Consider the following 15,856-nt stretch of genomic DNA (forward strand, 5'->3'; position numbering starts at 1 on the left):
CCGATGCACGTCCTGCTCGACCTCGTCGCCCGCCATACCCAGGGCCACGCCACCGGCGTGACCTCGATCTGCTCGGCGCACCCCATCGTCATCGAAGCCGCCCTGCGCCATGCGCTGCGCACGGACCGGCCGTTCCTGCTGTTCGAGGCGACCTGCAACCAGGTCAACCAGGACGGCGGCTACACCGGCATGACCCCGGCCGGCTTCGTCGAGTTCGTGCACGCCATCGCCGAGCGGGTCGGCTTCGACCGCGCACGCCTGGTGCTGGGCGGCGACCATCTCGGCCCCAACCCGTGGACCGCGCTGCCGGCCGGTGCGGCGATGGCCAAGGCCGAGACGATGGTCGCGGCCTATGTCGCGGCGGGCTTTCGCAAGATCCACCTGGACTGCTCGATGGCCTGCAGCGGCGATCCCGAGCCCCTGCCCGAGGCCGAGATCGTCCGCCGCGCGGTCCGCCTGTGCCGGGCGGCAGAAGCCGCCCATGCGCAGGCGGGCGGCGAGGCGCCGGTCTACGTCATCGGCACCGAGGTGCCGGTGCCGGGTGGCGCCACCGAGTCGATCGAGGGCCTGGCGCCGACGACGCCGGAAGCGGCGCTGGCGACGATCCAGGCGCATCGCGATGCGTTCAGTGCTGCCGGGCTCGATGGCGCATGGCCGCGTGTGATCGCGTCGGTGGTGCAGCCGGGCGTCGAGTTCGATCATCACGACGTGATCGACTACCGGCCAGAGGCGGCGGCTCCGCTCAGCCGCGCCATCGAGAGAGTGCCGGGCATGGTGTTCGAGGCGCATTCGACCGACTACCAGACCCGGCCCGCGCTCGCCGCGCTGGTGCGCGACCACTTCGCCATCCTCAAGGTCGGCCCGGGCCTGACGTTCGCGCTGCGCGAGGCGCTGTGGGCGCTGGACGCGATCGAACGCGAATGGATCGACCCGCCCCGGCAGGCGCGGCTGCGCGAGGTGGTCCGCGAGCGCATGCACGCCGAGCCCGGGCACTGGCAGCGCTACTACCACGGCCAGGGCCGCGCGCTGGCGGTCGACCTGGACTACAGCCTCAGCGACCGCATGCGCTACTACTGGCCGGACCCCGCGATCGAACAGGCGCGACAGCGGCTGTTCGACAATCTGCATGCCGACCCGCCGCCGATGTCGCTGATCGGCCAATACTTGCCCCACGCCCTGCGTGCGCTGCGCCACGAAACCGCGACCAACGCGCCGCTTTCGCTGGCGATGGCCCATATCGACGTGGTCCTGGACGACTACAACGATGCCTGTGACCCCCATGCCTCCCACTGAATCGCTCGGTATTCCCGAAACCGAACTCATCGCGACCGGCGCCGCCTGCACCGCGCGCGAGATCGCCCAACAGCCGCGCATGCTGGAGCGCACGCACGCCCTGGTGTCGGCGCTCCACGCGCGGCTGCAGGCGTTTGTCGCGCCGGTCACCGGCAACCCGCGCGCGCGCGTCATCCTCACCGGCGCCGGGACCTCGTCCTACATCGGCCAGTGCCTGGCGCCCGTCCTGGACCGCAGCCTCGCCGCACGCGTGGACGCGGTGCCGACGACCGACCTCGTCAGCGCACCGCGGTTGTACCTGGATGCCGACCAACCGCTGCTGCTGGTGTCCTTCGGCCGCTCCGGCAACAGCCCGGAAAGCATCGCGGCGATGGAGCTGGCCGAGTCGCTGGTCGCCGACGTACGGCACCTGGTGGTGACCTGCAATCCCGCGGGCGCGCTGAGCCGCGCCCCGGTGGCCACGGCGATGACGCTGCAGCTGCCCGAGGAAACCCACGACGCTAGCTTCGCCATGACCTCCAGCTTCAGCTGCATGATGTACGCCACGCTGGCGGCGCTGGGCGGGGCGGGAACGATGGACGCCAGGATCGGGCCGATCGCCCGGGCGACACAAAGCACGATATCCGGCGCCCATGCCCCGCTCGGGGAACTGGCCGCGTGCGGCTACGACCGCGTGGCCTACCTGGGCAGTGGCGTGCTGCAGGGGCTCGCCCGCGAGGCGGCGTTGAAGCTCGGCGAGCTCACCAACGGCGCGGTGGCCACCTGCTTCGACTCGCCGCTCGGGTTCCGCCACGGCCCCAAGACCTTCATCACCGCGCGGACTCTGGTGATGGTGTTCGTGTCCAACGATCCGCTCACCCGGCGCTACGACCACGACCTGATCGACGAGCTGCGGTGCGACGGCCGCGCGGCCGGGGTCATCGAGGTCACCGCGCAGCCCCGGCGGGCCGATCCGGACACCATCGCCGTGTCCGGCATGGCCGGCGCGGCCGACGTCGACCTGCTGTGGCCGTTCGTGGTGGTCGCGCAGCTCTACGCCTTCGAGGCATCGCGCGCGCTCGGCCTGTCGCCGGACAACCCGAACACCCAGGGCCTGGTCAACCGGGTGGTGCAGGGCGTCCGGCTGTACGCGCCGACCGCATGACCGGCGCGTGCTTCCTCGGCGTCGACGGCGGCGGAACCAAGACCCGGTTCGCCCTGATCGACGACGAGGCCGGGCTGCTGGCCGAAGCGCGGCTGGGCACCACCTACCACCCGCACGCCGGCGTCGATGGCGTGCGCGAGGTCCTGGCGCTCGGCGTGGAGCAGGTGCTCGCGCTGGCGGGCGCGCAGCGCAGCGACATCGCGCATGCCTTCTTCGGCCTGCCCGCCCACGGCGAGGACAGCCGCATCACCCCGCTGCTGGACGCGATTCCGGCCGCGCTCCTCGGCCACGACCGCTACGCCTGCGACAACGACATGGTCTGCGGGTGGGCCGGGTCGCTCGGCTGTGCGGACGGCATCAACATCGTCGCCGGTACCGGGTCGATCGGATACGGGCAGCGCCGCGGGCGCTCGGCCCGCGCGGGCGGCTGGGGCGAGGCGTTCTCCGACGAGGGATCCGCCTACTGGATCGCCATGCAGGGCCTGAACGCCTTCTCGCGCATGAGCGACGGGCGGCTGGCGAAGGGGCCGCTGCACGCGATTCTCAAGCAGGCGTTGCGGCTCGAGCACGACCTGGACATCTGCGCGCACGTGTACGGCACGCAGCACTACGCCCGCGGCGAGCTCGCCCAGCTGTCGCCGCTGGTGGCGCAGGCGGCGCAGGCCAGCGACCCGGCCGCACTCGGCATCTACCGGCAGGCAGCGCACGAACTGGCGCTGATCGCGACCTCGCTCCGTGCGGCGCTGGGGTTCGAGCCGCAGGAGACCGTTCCGCTGTCGTATTCGGGCGGCGCCTTCAGTGCCGGCGACCTGCTGCTGCAGCCGTTCGTCGCCGCCTTGCGCGCGGCCAGTCCGACATTCGAACTGCGCCAGCCGCTGCACCCGCCGCATTACGGTGCGGCGCTCTATGCGAGGCAGCTCGCGCGCGATCGGCAGCGCGGGTCTGCCATCGGAATCGCCGGCTAGCGCCTCGTCTTCGGAGGCCGGCGCGACGGTGCGCGCAGGGCGATTGCAATCGCTCCGGTGCATCGGGCAGGCTCTTCAAGCGCGCGGGCCGGGCATCCTCGGCGCCCGCGACCTTGCCGCCGACCACGGAGCGCACGTGTCCCGACCCGATCATGTCGCGCTGATGGCGCGCTACAACCGCTGGATGAACGAACGGCTGTACCGCGCCGCGGCCACGCTGCCGGCGGCGGCGCTGGCGCGCGATCGCGGCGCGTTCTTCGGTTCGATCCTCGGCACCCTCAACCACCTGCTGGTCGCCGACCTGATCTGGCTGCGGCGCTTCGCCGCCGCGCCCGGGGCGCATCCGCTGCTGGCGCAGTTGCAGGCGATGCCGGTGCCGTCGACGCTGGACGCGACGCTGTTCGACCGGCTCGATGCGCTGGCCGCGGCGCGCGGGCGCATGGACGCGCTGATTGAGGCCTGGAGCGGCGCGCTCGACGAGGCCGCGCTGGCGACCCCTCTGCGCTACCGCAACACCGCCGGCAAGGCGTTCGAGCGCGAGACGTTCGGCCTGCTGATGCACCTGTTCAACCACCAGACCCACCACCGCGGCCAGGTCACCACGCTGCTGTCGCAGGCCGGCGTGGACATGGGCGTGACCGACCTGTTGGCGCTGCTGCCAGTTGCGGAGGCGCCGGCCGCGGACGACGGCACGCATCCGCACTAGGGCCTGTTAACGCTTCCCGAGCAGGTCGCGCCGGGCCTGAGGGTGTGCGGGGCAAGGAAGAACGAAGGCGCGTATGTCGATACGCAACTGAGTGATGACGCCGCCCCGCGCAGCCTCAGGCCCGGCCCTTCGGGTTGCGCCGCAGTGGCCGCCATGCGGCGCCGCACGGCTTGACCTTGCAGTCAGCAAGGCGCCGCGCCGCGCAACACCACCTGGCGGCCACTGCGGCGCAACGCGACCTACTCGGGAAGCGTTAACAGGCCCTAGTCGCGCGTGAGGGTCGCCGTGGGAGCGGGCGGCGCCGCGAGCTGCCGGTCGAGCCAGCCCAGCACGCGCTCGAGCACGTCGCGCTGGTGCTCGCGCTCGCGGAACCAGTGCGGCTCGCGCGGGTAGCGCACCATCTCCACAGGGCTGCCGTTGAAGCGTAGCGCGCCGTACAGCATCTCGCCCTGGGACAGCGGCACGCGCGCGTCCTCGTCACCGTGCAGGATCAGCACGGGGATCTCGATACGATCGACATGGCGGATCGGCGAATGGCGGTCGTAGGCGGCGCGCTCGGCCAGCGGGTCGCCGAAGTAGCCGGGCAGGTAGTCCGGGGTATCGGTGGTCAGCGCCATCGCGCCGATGTCGATCACCCCGGCGCCGACGATCGCGGTGCGGAAGCGGTCGCTGTGCGCCGCCGCCCATGCGGAAAGATACCCGCCATAGCTCCAGCCACCGATCGCCACCCGCTGCGGGTCGACGATGCCTTCGGCAGCGATGTGGTCGAGTCCGTCGAGCACGTCCTGGAAGTCGGCGCCGCCCCAGTCGCCGCGTGCCAGCCAGGCGAAGGCCGCGCCGCGCCCCTCGGAACCGCGCGGGTTGGGCATGAGCACCGCGTAGCCATGCGCGGCCAGCAGCTGCGCCCACTCGTGCCAGGAGCCGAGCCAGCCCGACCACCAGGCCCAGGCCGGGCCGCCGTGGATCTGTACCAGGGTCGGCAGCGGCCCCGCGCCCGGTCGCCAGTCCGGCGGCAACATCAGCACGCCGTCGATCTCGCGGTCGTCGCGCGAGCTGCGCCACGACAGTTCGCGCAGCCGGCCGCGGGTCCAGCCGGCGACCTGTGGATTGATGTCGGTGAGGACGCGGGCGACGCCGTCCTGCAGCAGCCACAGTTCCGCCGGCGCGTCGTCGCGCATGCCGGCGAACACCACGCGACCATCGCCGGCCACGTCGAACATGGGCGACGACGCCTGCACCTCGGCCATCGTTTCCCAGCTGCCGTCGGCGGCGTCGATGCGCAGGAAGTTGGCGCGCACACCGCGCTGGCCTTGGCCGATCAGCGCGCCGTCGCCCTGCCAGCGCGCCTGCCACAACGTGCCCGGCCAGTCGGCGGCGAGCGGAATGCGGCGGTCGTCTTCGAGATCGTGTACCACCCGCTGCGCGGTCATGCCGTGCGGCCCGAGCGTGGCGTACAGCAGGTGGCGCCCGTCCGGCGACCACTGCGGTGCGGCGGCGGCGGCGCGCTCGTGCAGGGTCCGCAGGTGACGGCCGTCATCCGCGTCGATCAGCACGATGCGTGAGCGGTACCAGTAGTGGTTGAGGGTGGTGCCGTCGGAGACCCGCAACGCCAGCCGGCGGCCGTCCGGCGACCAGGCCGCGTCGTGCACCTGCAGGCCGGGGCCGGTCAGCACGCGCGCGGGGCCGGCGGCGGGATCGAGCCGCCACAGGCGGGCGAACTGCTGCGGACGGTCGACCTCGACCGCATCGTCCTTGCGTTCGCGCCGTCGCTGCTGCGCGGCCGGCAGCGGGTCGACGGCGATGTAGGTCAGCGCCCGGCCGTCCGGCGACCAGGCGAAGGCAGTCACGCCACCGGCCGCATCGGTCAGCGGCGTGGCGGCGTCACCGTCGCCGGCCACGCGCCAGACCTGGGTGACGGGTGCCGACTCGTCCGCCTTCCCGTCGTCGTCGCCCGGGCGCGGGCGATCGGAAAGGAACGCCAGCGTGTCGCCGCGCGGCGACCAGCGCGGCATGTGGTCGCTGGCGTCCGCCGATGTCGGCAATACGCTGCCGGCGGCGCCCTCCAGCGGTCGGCGCCAGATCCGCTGTCGCGGCGGCTTGCCCTCTGGTTGCGGCGTCGCGACCACGTAGGCCAGGCGCGCAGCGCCGGGAGCGAGCTGCGGGTCGGACACCTGCTTCAGGTCGACGAGGTCGGCGGCGGTGAAATCCGCCGCCGGCGCCGCGCCTGCCGCGAACAGCAGGACCAGAGCGAGGCATGCGACGCGCCCCCGGCAGCACCGCACCGCCACGCCGCCACGTTTCCGATCGCCGGTCATTCGCTCGTCATTCCGTTCCGCCTCCTTCGAGTGCGCCGCACAGCTGCTCCGCGCTTTCGGCGATCGCATGCCGCGCCAGCACCGCCGTGCCCTCTTGCGGGCATGCAGTGTGGACCGGTCGCGGGTACGCGCCATCCATCAGCCCGCCTCCGCATGCGATGCCACCGAGTGCGGCGGCCAACGTCCGTGCCACGGCGCCGCCGCTTCCAGCGCGTACGCCAGCGCCAGCAGCAGGTCCTCGCCGCCGCGATCGGCGGCGAACTGCACGCCGACCGGCAGCCCGTCCGCGCTCGTCGCCAGCGGCAGCGAGATTGCGGGCGTCCCGGCGAGATTCTGCAGCGGCGTGTACGACATCCAGTCGAACACCGCCGCCAGCAGTGCCTCGAAGTCGCGATCGGGCGCCAGGGTGCCGAGCGGCGGCGGCGGCGTGCGCACCACCGGCGTCAGCAGGACGTCGCAATCGCGATGGAAGCCGGCGAACGCCGCCGGCAGGCCGCCGAGCTGGGCGAAGGCACGCTCCAGCGCGTCGGTCCCGCAATGCCGCCGATGCCACGCCGCCAGCTGGCGGGTCCACGGCTCCAGCACGCGGTCGGCCGCACGTGCGCCCAGCTGCGCGGTGACCCGGTCGACGCTGTCGGCCGCCAACTGCGACCACAGCGTGCGCAGCGCCTCGGCGACCGCTTCCACGTCCACCGGCAGGCGCGCGATTTCCACCGTATGGCCGAGCTCCGCGCACAGCACGGCGGCGGCGGACAGCGCGCGCGCCACCTCCGGGTGCGGATCGTCGCCCTGCAGGCTGCCCGCGACCACGCCGATGCGCAGCCGGCGCGGCGAAGGCGCGGCCACCGGCGCCGACAGTACCGGGCGGGCGACCGCGAACGCCCAGGCCGCATCGCGCACGCTGCGCGCCAGCAGCCCGTCGCCCACCAGCAGGTCCTCGAGCAGGTGCGGCGCGCGCGCGCGGACCACGCCGCCGCGGCCGGGCTTGAGCCCGACCACGCCACAGCAGGCGGCCGGCATGCGGATCGAGCCGGCGCCGTCGCTGCCGTGCGCCAGCGGCACGATGCCGGCGGCGACCGCCGCCGCCGCGCCGCCGCTGGAGCCGCCGGGCGAATGCGCCGGCGACCAGGGATTGCGGGTGACCGGGCCCAGCAGCGGTTCGGTCGAGGGCAGCAGTCCAAATTCCGGCATCGCGCTCTTGCCGATCGCCACCAGGCCCTGCGCCGACAGGCGTTGCACGAAGGCCGGCGCGGCGGTCGCGAGGATCTCCGCGCCGCTGCGCGATCCGGCGCGCGTGGGCATGCCGGGATGGTCCAGCGAGTCCTTGGCCAGCCATGGCACGCCGGCCAGCGCTGCGTCCGCGCCCGGCCGCAGCGCGGCGGCGCGCTCGCGCGCGGCATCGAAGGCGCGGTGACTGAGAGCGCCGAGCGCCGGATCGAGCCGCTCGGCGCGCATGATCGCGGCCGCCACCAGTTCCGCCGGCGACAGCTCGCCGGCGCGCACCAGCGCGGCCTGGGCGTGCGCGTCCAGCCGGCCCAGCGCCATTGCGTCGGCATCGCGCATGGCCGCGGGCTTCCGGTCCGCATCCGGCCCGGTGCCGGTCGACAACGACCGCATGCTCAGAATCGCCAGTGCGCGGTGACGCCGAAGGTGCGCGGGCGCACGATGCCCTGCCCGAGTCCGTTGGCTTCGGGCACGGTGCGGGTGACGCCGCGCTCGTCGAACAGGTTGCTGCCGAACAGGGTGAGGTCGGTGCGGCCGAAGCTCATGCGCAGGCGCAGGTCGACCAGGTGGTAGTCGCCCTGTTCGTTCGGCACCACCCCGGGCACTGCGGAGTTGAGGTCGCTGATGCCCTCCGACAGGTACTGGTGTGCCAGCGTCAGGGTCGGATACCAGCGCGCGTCGAAGCGCCAGCTGGCGGCGTTGCTGACCGACCAGTCGGCCGAGCCGGGCAGGCGCCCGCCCGCGGGAGCGGTCCCGTACCAGAGGATGAACAGGTCCTCCTCCAGTCGTGCCTCCTGCCAGGTCACGGCGCTGTGCAGGTCGAACTGCGCGTTCGGTCGCCACGCCGCGGACAGTTCGATGCCGCGACTGCTGGCCTTGCCGCCGTTGGCGGCGTAGTTGAAGTTGTCGGGCGTCTGCAGGCGCAACTGGATGTCGCTCCAGTCGACGTAGAAGGCGGTGGCATCGAGCAGCAGCCGGTTGTCGAGCCAGGCGGTGCGCACGCCGAGCTCGTAGTTGGTCAGCGCGTCGCTGCCGGAGCCGTCGGGAACCGGATACGCGCTCAGCCCCGGCGTGTTCGGCGTGCCGAAGCGGAAGCCTTCCGAGACCAGGCCGTAGACCATCAGGTCCTCGCGCGGGGTCCAGGTCAGCGCGGCCTTGGGATTGAAGCCGCTCTCCTCGGTGCGCGAGCTCGACACCCGCGGCGCCCCCGGGTACGTGCCGAAGCCGACCTCGGTGGCCGTCTCCTCGACCTCGGTGCGGAAGGCGCGGCCACCGAGGGTCAGCTTCCAGCGCGGGTTGAAATGCACCGAGGCCTCGCCGAACAGCGCCTTCTCCGTGCCTTCCAGTTCAGTGTAGAAGGCATTGAAGATCTCGCCGTCCGGCGCGATGACCGCGCCGCTGCCGGGGCCGAACAGCGCGGAGCGGTCGAACGCGCCGGCCGCGCCGGCGGCGCCGAGCTGCTCGTGCAGCGACTTGTCGGTGTCGAACAGCATCGCGCCGACCAGCCACTCGAAGCGCCCGCCGGAGGGCGAGGCCAGCCGCAGCTCGAAGCTGCGGCCCTCGCTCTCGCCGCCGGAGGCGATGTACAGCGGCTCGGTCAGGTCGAGGTCGAGGTCGGCGTTGTAGCCGGCGCGGTACGGGGTGAAGTCGAAGCGCCAGTCCTGCGACTTCTCCTGCCAGGCCGCCAGCGCGGTCAGGCCGGCCCAGCCGAAGTCGTGGTCCAGGCGCAGGCTGTGGATGGTGACGTCGGTGTCGGTGGACTCGGGGATGGCGGTATCGCGCACCAGGTCGCCGAGCGCCGGCATGCGATAGGCGTTGTCGTCCGAATCGATCTGCTGGAACAGGCTGAGCCAGGTGACGGTGGTGGCCTCGCCCGGCGTCAGCACTGCCGAGAGCCGGCCGCCGGCCACGGTGGCGTCGTTGGCGCCATCGACGCCGGTGCCGACATTGTCGAGATAGCCCGGATCGGAGCGATAGTTCACCACGCCGCGTACCGCGAACACGTCCTCGGCGATCGGCAGGTTGACCATCGCCTTGCCGCTGTAGCCCAGGTCGGCATTGCGGGTCTTGCTGACGGTGCTTTCCAGCGCGGCGTCGAAGCCGCCGGCATCGGCCAGGTTGGCGATGTAGTTGATCGCGCCGCCCATCGACGCCGAGCCGAACAGCGTGCCCTGCGGCCCGCGCAGCACCTCGACGCGGTCGAGGTCGAAGGTGTCGACGTCCGGCACCGCGATGGTCCAGCCGGGCTCGGTCAGCGGCACGTCGTTGAGGAAGTAGCCGGTGGTGGTCTGGCCCTGCACGTTGCCGGCGCTGGTGGCGATGCCGCGCACCACCACGTGCGACACGCCCGGCTGGTAGCTGTTGAAGACCACGCCGGGGGTGCGCTGCACGTAGTCGGCCAGGCTCTGCGCGCCGCTGTCCTGCAGCTGCTGGCCGGTGACCGCGGAAACCGAGCCGGAGACTTCGCGCACCGACTCCTCGCGCTTGCCGGCGGTGACGATGATGCGATCGAGCGTCACCGCTTCGGCGGACTCCGCCGCCTCGGGTCCGGACTGCGCCGTCGCCGATGCCGCGGCCAGCAGGCCGAGGCAACCGCAGATCGAAAGGCCGAGAGGATGCACGGCGAAAGACTTCATGTTCGTTCCCCTTGTTGCGGCAGGCGGCGCTGCGGAGCTGGAAGAGGTCCGCGCCGGTGGCGGCGCGGGCACGCGGCCGTTTCATCAGAGATGACGTGCGCCACCGTGTCCACCACCGCCCGCGCGCCAGCGCTTTCGCCCAAACCGTTGATTGCGCTTGCCTTTCGCCGATCCAGGCTGCGCGATCCTGCGCCTGCGCCGGTGAAATAACGCAGGATGTCCGGCCGGCGGGGGGCAATTCCACAGAATCTGCGGCGCCGCCGGCCGCGCGTCGGCGCGATTAGACTCGGGGTCACGCTCCCGAACGCAGCCGCCGATGTCGTCCCGCAACCTCGACCGCACCGACCTGAAGATCCTCAACGTGTTGCAGCAGGACGCGCGCATCACCAACCAGGCGCTCGCCGACCAGGTCGCGCTCTCGCCCAGCGCCTGCCTGAGCCGGGTGCGCGCGCTGGAGGCCCGCGGCCTGATCAACGGCTATCGCGCGCAGGTGGCGGTGGACCGGATCCGCTCGGCGACGATCGTCCTGGCGCAGGTGTCCTTCAAGCACCATGCGCTGGACGGCTTCAGCGCCTTCGACCAGCGCATCCTGGCGATGCCCGAGGTGGTCGAGGCCTCGCGGGTGAGCGGCGCCTACGACTACATGCTGCGGGTGATCGTCAACGACGTGCACGAGTGGAAGGACATCGCCCGCGCACTGCTCGGCGGTGACTACGGCGTGGAGAAGATCGTCTCGCACTTCCTGATGGACGAGGTGAAGCCGTTCAGCGGCTACCCGCTGGCGTCGAAGCCGACCCGGGCCTGAGGAGCGTTCGCCGCCGCGCTTCCTGCCGGCGCGCGAGCGCTAGGGAAGGTCTGAATAACCGCCGTCATCCCCGCGAAGGCGGGAATGACGATCAAGAGCCGAGTTGTTCAGAGATTCCCTAGGCGGGGACCGGCGCGTCCGCCTCGATCAGCTGCTCGGCCTTCAGTTCGGCCCAGAAGTCGCCGGGAATCCGCACCCGCATCGAGCGTGCGTTCTGCCGCGCCTGCTCGGCGGTGCGCGCGCCGGGGATCACCACACTGACCATGGCCGGCGGCGCGGCATCCGCCGCGATCGACGCCGAACCGTCAGTTCGGATCGGCGGCGGCCGGGCCGGAAGCGGCGCCGTCTGCCGGAGGCGCGTCGTCCTCCGGTGCGGCGAGCGCATAGGTGCGCGCGCCGGGGATCACCACACTGACCATGGCCGGCGGCGCGGCATCCGCCGCGATCGACGCCGAACCGTCAGTTCGGATCGGCGGCGGCCGGGCCGGAAGCGGCGCCGTCTGCCGGAGGCGCGTCGTCCTCCGGTGCGGCGAGCGCATAGGTGTAGACGTTATTGTCCAGCCGGACCTCGAGCAGATCCCGGCCATGGCGGTCGATCGGATAGATCTTGCCTTCCCAGCGGGCGGTCAGCGCGGTGATCGGATCCAGGCCGCCCAACCGGCTGCCGGACAGGTGCACCCGCACGCGGTCGTCCGGGTAGGACACCCGCACCGAGCTGAAGTAGGTGGCGTACTGTCCGCTGGACATCGCCCGATAGGAGCCGCTCGCGTTGGGATGGGCCACCAGGAAAGCGAACTGCCTGTCGAAATCGATGGCCGAGAAATCCGGCTCGATGTCGTGGCGGCGCAGCTGCCGGGGGCCGGCCATCGCCTCCAGCGCGTCGGCGTGGACGAGCGGGAAGAACTCGATGTCCGAGTAGACCGGCATCGCATCGGGGTCCGCCATGCCGCCGGTGGCCAGGATGGCGCGGGCCACGTCGGCACCGCCGAGTGCGGGACGATGGCCGATCTCGAAGTCGCTGACCGCGGCCACTTCCTGCGGCTCCGGTTCGCGCGTGCCTTCGCAGCCCGGCACCAGCGCAATGGCGAGTACGGCCGCCGCCAGCGGCCACGTCTTCCCTGTCATCATTCCGTGAACTCCTTGTCTGTGCTTTTCCGGGGCGGGATTTTCGTATACGACGGAACGAAACAGAAACCGCGGCAGCCGGATGCCGCCACTGTAGCGCGGCACGCCGCTTCCGGCACCCGCGATATCGCGCCCGGGGCGCTCTTACCGTGTGTGCACGACCGCCGCGCCGTAGGAGCGCGCCACGCGCGCGAGGCCGCGGGCAGTCCGCCATCCGCGAATTGCGGTGACCGGCGCGCCTGCCGGTCCGGAATCGCGGCGTCCACCGGATTTCACCCGGCACCGGGTGCAAGGTCGCCTGCCCCCCAGCGGTGCCGGCGCCTCAAACCGCCGGCACTGGCGCGTCCGCCTCGATCAGCTGCTCGACCTTCAGTTCGGCCCAGAAGTCGCCGGGAATCCGCACCCGCATCGAGCGCGCGTTCTGCCGCGCCTGCTCGGCGGTGCGCGCGCCGGGGATCACCGCCGAAACCACCTCCGGCGCGGCGGCGAACTGCAGCGCGGCGGTGCGCAGGTCGATGCCGTGCGCGTCGGCGATCGCGGCGACCCGCGCGCGCTTGTCCGGCGCCCAGTCCGGAATCGTGCCGTCGTACAGGTAGCGCTCGCGGCCGGCGAGATAGCCGGCCAGCAGCGGCGATCCGACCACTACCGAGGCCCCGTGCGCGGCGATTTTCGGGAAGGTCTCGTGCAGCGCCTGCGCATGGTCGAGCAGCGAGTACTGGCAGGCGAGCAGGAAGATGTCGGGGTCGGCTTCTTCGATCGCGCGCAGCGCCGGCTCGGGCCGGTTGACGCCGAAGCCCCAGGCCTTGATCAGGCCCTCCTCGCGCATCTTCGTCAGCTCCGGCATCGCGCCTTTCGCGGCTTCGGCGAAGCGCTGTTCCCACGGCATGCCCAGGTCCTGCTCGTTGTCCGGCGACAGGTCGTGGATGAAGACGACGTCGATGCGCGGAATCCCGAGGCGTTGCAGGCTGTCCTCGATCGAGCGGCGGGTGGCGGCGGCGCTGTAGTCGTAGGTGTAGTCGAACGGCGCCGGGTCCTGCCACTGCGTCTGCGGCGGATCGTCGGTGGCGGTCAGCAGGCGCCCGACCTTGGTCGAGATCGCGTAGTCGTCCGGATCCAGCGTGTGCAGGAAGCGGCCGAAGCGACGCTCGCTCAGGCCCAGGCCGTACCAGGGCGAGGTGTCGAAATAGCGTGCGCCGCTGTCGTAGGCGGCCTGCAGGGTGTCCTGGCATTGCGCGTCGCTGGCCGGCGCGAAGCCGTTGCCGATCGCCACGCCGCCCAGCCCCAGCCGGGTCGGCGGCCGGTAACGGCCGCCGCGGGCGGCGGCGGCCGGCAGCGGGGGGCTGCGCAGCTCGCCGCGCGTACGCATGACGCTGCCGGGACCGCCCTGCGCGCGCGCCATCCGCGGCGCGAGGACGACGGCGGCGGTGCCGAGGGCGGCGGCGGCCAGGAAGCAGCGGCGGGCGTTCATCGATGGTCTCCGAATGGGCGGGGATGACGGTGGCGCGACGCGAACCGCGTTCGAGCGCCGGACGTAGCCGTTGCCGTCGCTGTATAGCCGGGGCGCGGTGACCGTGACGTCATCGGCGCGCGGCGATCTGCCGGCGCCGCGCGCATCAGTCGCGGCGCATCGCGCCGGCCGACGGCCGCCGCCAATCCGGCGTCGCCCGCCAGGCCTCGACCAGGAACTCGACGAAGGCGCGTGCCTTGGCCGGCACGTAGCGACGCGCCGGCATCACCGCGTGCACGTCGAGGCCGGGCATGGCCCAGTCCGGCAGCACCGACTCCAGCTCCCCGCTGGCCAATGCATCGGCGACGGCGAAGGCAGGGATGCGGGCGATGCCGGCGCCGGCGATCGCGGCGGCCTTCAGCGCGAGACTGGAGTTGGCGTCCAGGCGCGCACCCAGGGCCACGCGCACCACGTCACCGGCACGCGTGAACTCCCAGGTGCGGCCGCTCACCGCGAGGCTGAAATGCAGGCAGTCGTGTCCGCTCAGTTCGTCCGGCCGCTGCGGACGGCCGGCGCGATCGAGGTAATCCGGCGCGGCGCACAGCAGCACCGGGCTGCGCGCGATGCGGCGTGCGACCAGGCTCGAATCCGCCAGCCGGCCGAGCCGGATCGCTAGGTCGAAGCCTGCCTGCACCGGATCGAGCTGGCGATCGTCGAACTGCAGGTCCAGCGTCACCTGCCGATGGCGCGCCAGGAACGCGGCCGCGTGCGGGGCGACGTGCAGCAGGCCGAAGGTCATCGGCACCGTCACCCGCAAGCGCCCCTGCGGCTCGCGCTCGCTGCCGGCCACCGCGTCCTCGGCCGCGCGCGCTTCGGCGAACGCGGTCTGCGCGTGCCGCAGGTACAGCTGCCCGGCCTCGGTGAGGCTGAGCCGGCGCGTGGTTCGGTGCAGCAGGCGCGTGCCGAGCCGGCGCTCCAGCGCCGAGACCTGCTTGCTGACGGCGGCCTTCGACAGGCCCAGCGCATCGGCCGCGCGCACGAAGCTGCCCAGCTCCGCCACCCGGACGAAGGCGAGCAGACCGGGCAGGTCGGGCGTGGGCAGTCGGGCCTGCGGGATTGTTGACATGGGGAAACAGTCTAGCCACTCCAGGGCCGATTATCCGCGCCGGCCGCCTCACTACCTTGGAACCGCACCCCCGCCCACCGGAGCGCTTCCATGAACGCCACCGCACAACGCTTCGCCCTCACCCTCGCCGCCGGCGGCCTGATCGGCAGCGGCTTCGTCGTCGCCAAGTTGCTGCTCGACGCCGGCGCCAATCCGGCTGCGATTGCACTGGTCCAGGTCGGCGGCGCCGGCCTGTTCCTCGGCATCGCACTCAAGCTCGGCGGCGGCACACTGCCGTTCCGCCGCGACACCTGGCGCTACCTGCTGGTGGCAGCGCTGATCGGCATCGCCGCCGGCCCGCTGCTCGGGCAATGGGTGCTGGCGCGGATCCCGGCCGGCGTCTTCACCGTGGCGGTGACGCTGTCGCCCATGTTCACCACGCTCATCAATGCCGGCCTGGATCGGCGGCTGCCGGCACCCACGACTGCGCTCGGGATCGGGATCGGCCTGGCCGGGGTGCTGCTGGTGCTGGTGCCACGCGCGCAGACGGTCGGCCCCGAGCAGGGCCTGGCCCTGGCGCTCGCGCTCGGCGTCCCCGTGCTGCTCGCGGCCGGCAACGTCTACCGTTCGCGCCGCTGGCCGGACCGCCTGCCCGCGCCCGCCGCGGCGGCCGGCACCCTGCTGGCCCAAGGCCTGCTGCTGTTGCCGCTGTTCTTCGCCCGGCCCGCCGCCGGGAGCGCCGAACTGCTGCCGCTCTGGCCGCTGCTGGCCGCACTGGTGACAATCACCATCGCCGGCAGCCTTGCCGCCTCGACCCTGCAGCGCGTCGCCGGCGCCGCCGCGTTCAGCCAGATCGGCTACGTGATCGCGCTGACCGGCGTGGCCGCGAGCGCGCTGGTGTTCGGCGACGCGCTCGGCGCGCTGTTCTGGCCGGCGTTGGCGCTGGTGTTCGCCGGCGTCGCGATCGGCAACCGTCCCGCCGCGGCGGCAGCATCTGCGATGGCGGGGCATCCGGTTCCCGCCCGCTGATCATCTCCTCAAGGCGACCGGCTCGGACTGCACTCGCCGAGCTGGCCGCGGCTGCGGTCGAT

The 15,856-nt window shown here is 72.5% G+C and carries 12 protein-coding genes and 1 pseudogene; 6 read left to right on the top strand and 7 right to left on the bottom strand.

What is annotated here, in order from left to right; all coding sequences use genetic code 11:
- Window positions 1-3 precede the first annotated feature (3 nt).
- The 4 genes from FXO19_RS13500 to FXO19_RS13515 all read left to right on the top strand — a co-directional run bounded on the left by FXO19_RS13500 (window position 4) and on the right by FXO19_RS13515 (window position 4,108).
- Entirely contained in the window at window positions 4-1,293 is a 1,290-nt protein-coding gene (locus FXO19_RS13500) for a D-tagatose-bisphosphate aldolase, class II, non-catalytic subunit (protein WP_149195632.1), read from the top strand.
- Window positions 1,280-2,437 carry an SIS domain-containing protein gene (locus FXO19_RS13505; RefSeq protein WP_149195633.1) on the top strand — a complete coding sequence of 386 codons (1,158 nt, stop codon included), beginning with the start codon at window positions 1,280-1,282 and terminating at the stop codon, window positions 2,435-2,437. Before FXO19_RS13500 ends, FXO19_RS13505 begins: the two co-directional genes overlap by 14 nt.
- A complete protein-coding gene (locus FXO19_RS13510; protein ID WP_149195634.1) occupies window positions 2,434-3,402 on the top strand; it encodes an N-acetylglucosamine kinase in 969 nt (322 codons plus the stop codon). The genes FXO19_RS13505 and FXO19_RS13510 overlap by 4 nt, the downstream gene beginning before the upstream one ends.
- Window positions 3,403-3,565: 163 nt before the next feature.
- Window positions 3,566-4,108 (top strand): DinB family protein, encoded by a 543-nt coding sequence (locus FXO19_RS13515; RefSeq protein WP_223115516.1) that lies wholly within the window; start codon window positions 3,566-3,568, stop codon window positions 4,106-4,108.
- 263 nt (window positions 4,109-4,371) lie between these two features.
- Here the strand turns inward: FXO19_RS13515 and FXO19_RS13520 are convergent, their stop codons facing one another.
- From FXO19_RS13520 to FXO19_RS13530, 3 genes are all read right to left on the bottom strand, one after another.
- Window positions 4,372-6,423: a S9 family peptidase gene (locus FXO19_RS13520; protein WP_187775787.1), complete on the bottom strand. Its 2,052-nt coding sequence runs from the start codon at window positions 6,421-6,423 to the stop codon at window positions 4,372-4,374.
- A 138-nt stretch (window positions 6,424-6,561) separates the two neighbouring features.
- Window positions 6,562-7,986, bottom strand: coding sequence for an amidase family protein (locus FXO19_RS13525; protein ID WP_187775788.1), 1,425 nt, complete (start codon window positions 7,984-7,986; stop codon window positions 6,562-6,564).
- A gap of 56 nt (window positions 7,987-8,042) precedes the next feature.
- Entirely contained in the window at window positions 8,043-10,283 is a 2,241-nt protein-coding gene (locus tag FXO19_RS13530; RefSeq protein ID WP_149195638.1) for a TonB-dependent receptor, read from the bottom strand.
- A 316-nt stretch (window positions 10,284-10,599) separates the two neighbouring features.
- Here FXO19_RS13530 and FXO19_RS13535 point away from each other — a divergent pair, with 316 nt between their 5' ends.
- On the top strand, window positions 10,600-11,088 hold the full coding sequence (locus FXO19_RS13535; protein WP_149195639.1) for an Lrp/AsnC family transcriptional regulator: 489 nt from the start codon (window positions 10,600-10,602) through the stop codon (window positions 11,086-11,088).
- Between the two features lie 118 nt (window positions 11,089-11,206).
- Here FXO19_RS13535 and FXO19_RS13540 read toward each other — a convergent pair.
- The 4 genes and pseudogenes from FXO19_RS13540 to FXO19_RS13555 form a co-directional block, all read right to left on the bottom strand.
- A pseudogene (locus tag FXO19_RS13540) lies at window positions 11,207-11,368 on the bottom strand (aldo/keto reductase); the annotation flags it as partial.
- A 179-nt stretch (window positions 11,369-11,547) separates the two neighbouring features.
- Window positions 11,548-12,213, bottom strand: a complete 666-nt coding sequence (locus FXO19_RS13545) for a hypothetical protein (RefSeq protein WP_149195640.1) — start codon at window positions 12,211-12,213, stop codon at window positions 11,548-11,550.
- Between the two features lie 322 nt (window positions 12,214-12,535).
- Window positions 12,536-13,681: an aldo/keto reductase gene (locus tag FXO19_RS13550; RefSeq protein WP_187775789.1), complete on the bottom strand. Its 1,146-nt coding sequence runs from the start codon at window positions 13,679-13,681 to the stop codon at window positions 12,536-12,538.
- 145 nt (window positions 13,682-13,826) lie between these two features.
- Entirely contained in the window at window positions 13,827-14,786 is a 960-nt protein-coding gene (locus tag FXO19_RS13555; RefSeq protein ID WP_149195641.1) for a LysR family transcriptional regulator, read from the bottom strand.
- Between the two features lie 90 nt (window positions 14,787-14,876).
- Here FXO19_RS13555 and FXO19_RS13560 point away from each other — a divergent pair, with 90 nt between their 5' ends.
- Complete coding sequence (locus FXO19_RS13560; protein WP_149195642.1) at window positions 14,877-15,794, top strand: DMT family transporter; 918 nt, start codon at window positions 14,877-14,879, stop codon at window positions 15,792-15,794.
- Window positions 15,795-15,856: the final 62 nt, after the last annotated feature.

The sequence above is a fragment of the Luteimonas suaedae genome, assembly GCF_008312895.1.
GTDB lineage: Bacteria > Pseudomonadota > Gammaproteobacteria > Xanthomonadales > Xanthomonadaceae > Luteimonas > Luteimonas suaedae.

Bases quoted from the DNA above. Each gene is read 5' to 3' on its own strand.
- FXO19_RS13500 (WP_149195632.1), top strand. From the start codon at position 4: ATGCACGTCCTGCTCGACCTCGTCGCCCGCCATACCCAGGGCCACGCC.
- FXO19_RS13505 (WP_149195633.1), top strand. From the start codon at position 1,280: ATGCCTCCCACTGAATCGCTCGGTATTCCCGAAACCGAACTCATCGCG.
- FXO19_RS13510 (WP_149195634.1), top strand. From the start codon at position 2,434: ATGACCGGCGCGTGCTTCCTCGGCGTCGACGGCGGCGGAACCAAGACC.
- FXO19_RS13515 (WP_223115516.1), top strand. From the start codon at position 3,566: ATGGCGCGCTACAACCGCTGGATGAACGAACGGCTGTACCGCGCCGCG.
- FXO19_RS13520 (WP_187775787.1), bottom strand. From the start codon at position 6,423: ATGACCGGCGATCGGAAACGTGGCGGCGTGGCGGTGCGGTGCTGCCGG.
- FXO19_RS13525 (WP_187775788.1), bottom strand. From the start codon at position 7,986: ATGCGCGATGCCGACGCAATGGCGCTGGGCCGGCTGGACGCGCACGCC.
- FXO19_RS13530 (WP_149195638.1), bottom strand. From the start codon at position 10,283: ATGAAGTCTTTCGCCGTGCATCCTCTCGGCCTTTCGATCTGCGGTTGC.
- FXO19_RS13535 (WP_149195639.1), top strand. From the start codon at position 10,600: ATGTCGTCCCGCAACCTCGACCGCACCGACCTGAAGATCCTCAACGTG.
- FXO19_RS13545 (WP_149195640.1), bottom strand. From the start codon at position 12,213: ATGACAGGGAAGACGTGGCCGCTGGCGGCGGCCGTACTCGCCATTGCG.
- FXO19_RS13550 (WP_187775789.1), bottom strand. From the start codon at position 13,681: ATGAACGCCCGCCGCTGCTTCCTGGCCGCCGCCGCCCTCGGCACCGCC.
- FXO19_RS13555 (WP_149195641.1), bottom strand. From the start codon at position 14,786: ATGTCAACAATCCCGCAGGCCCGACTGCCCACGCCCGACCTGCCCGGT.
- FXO19_RS13560 (WP_149195642.1), top strand. From the start codon at position 14,877: ATGAACGCCACCGCACAACGCTTCGCCCTCACCCTCGCCGCCGGCGGC.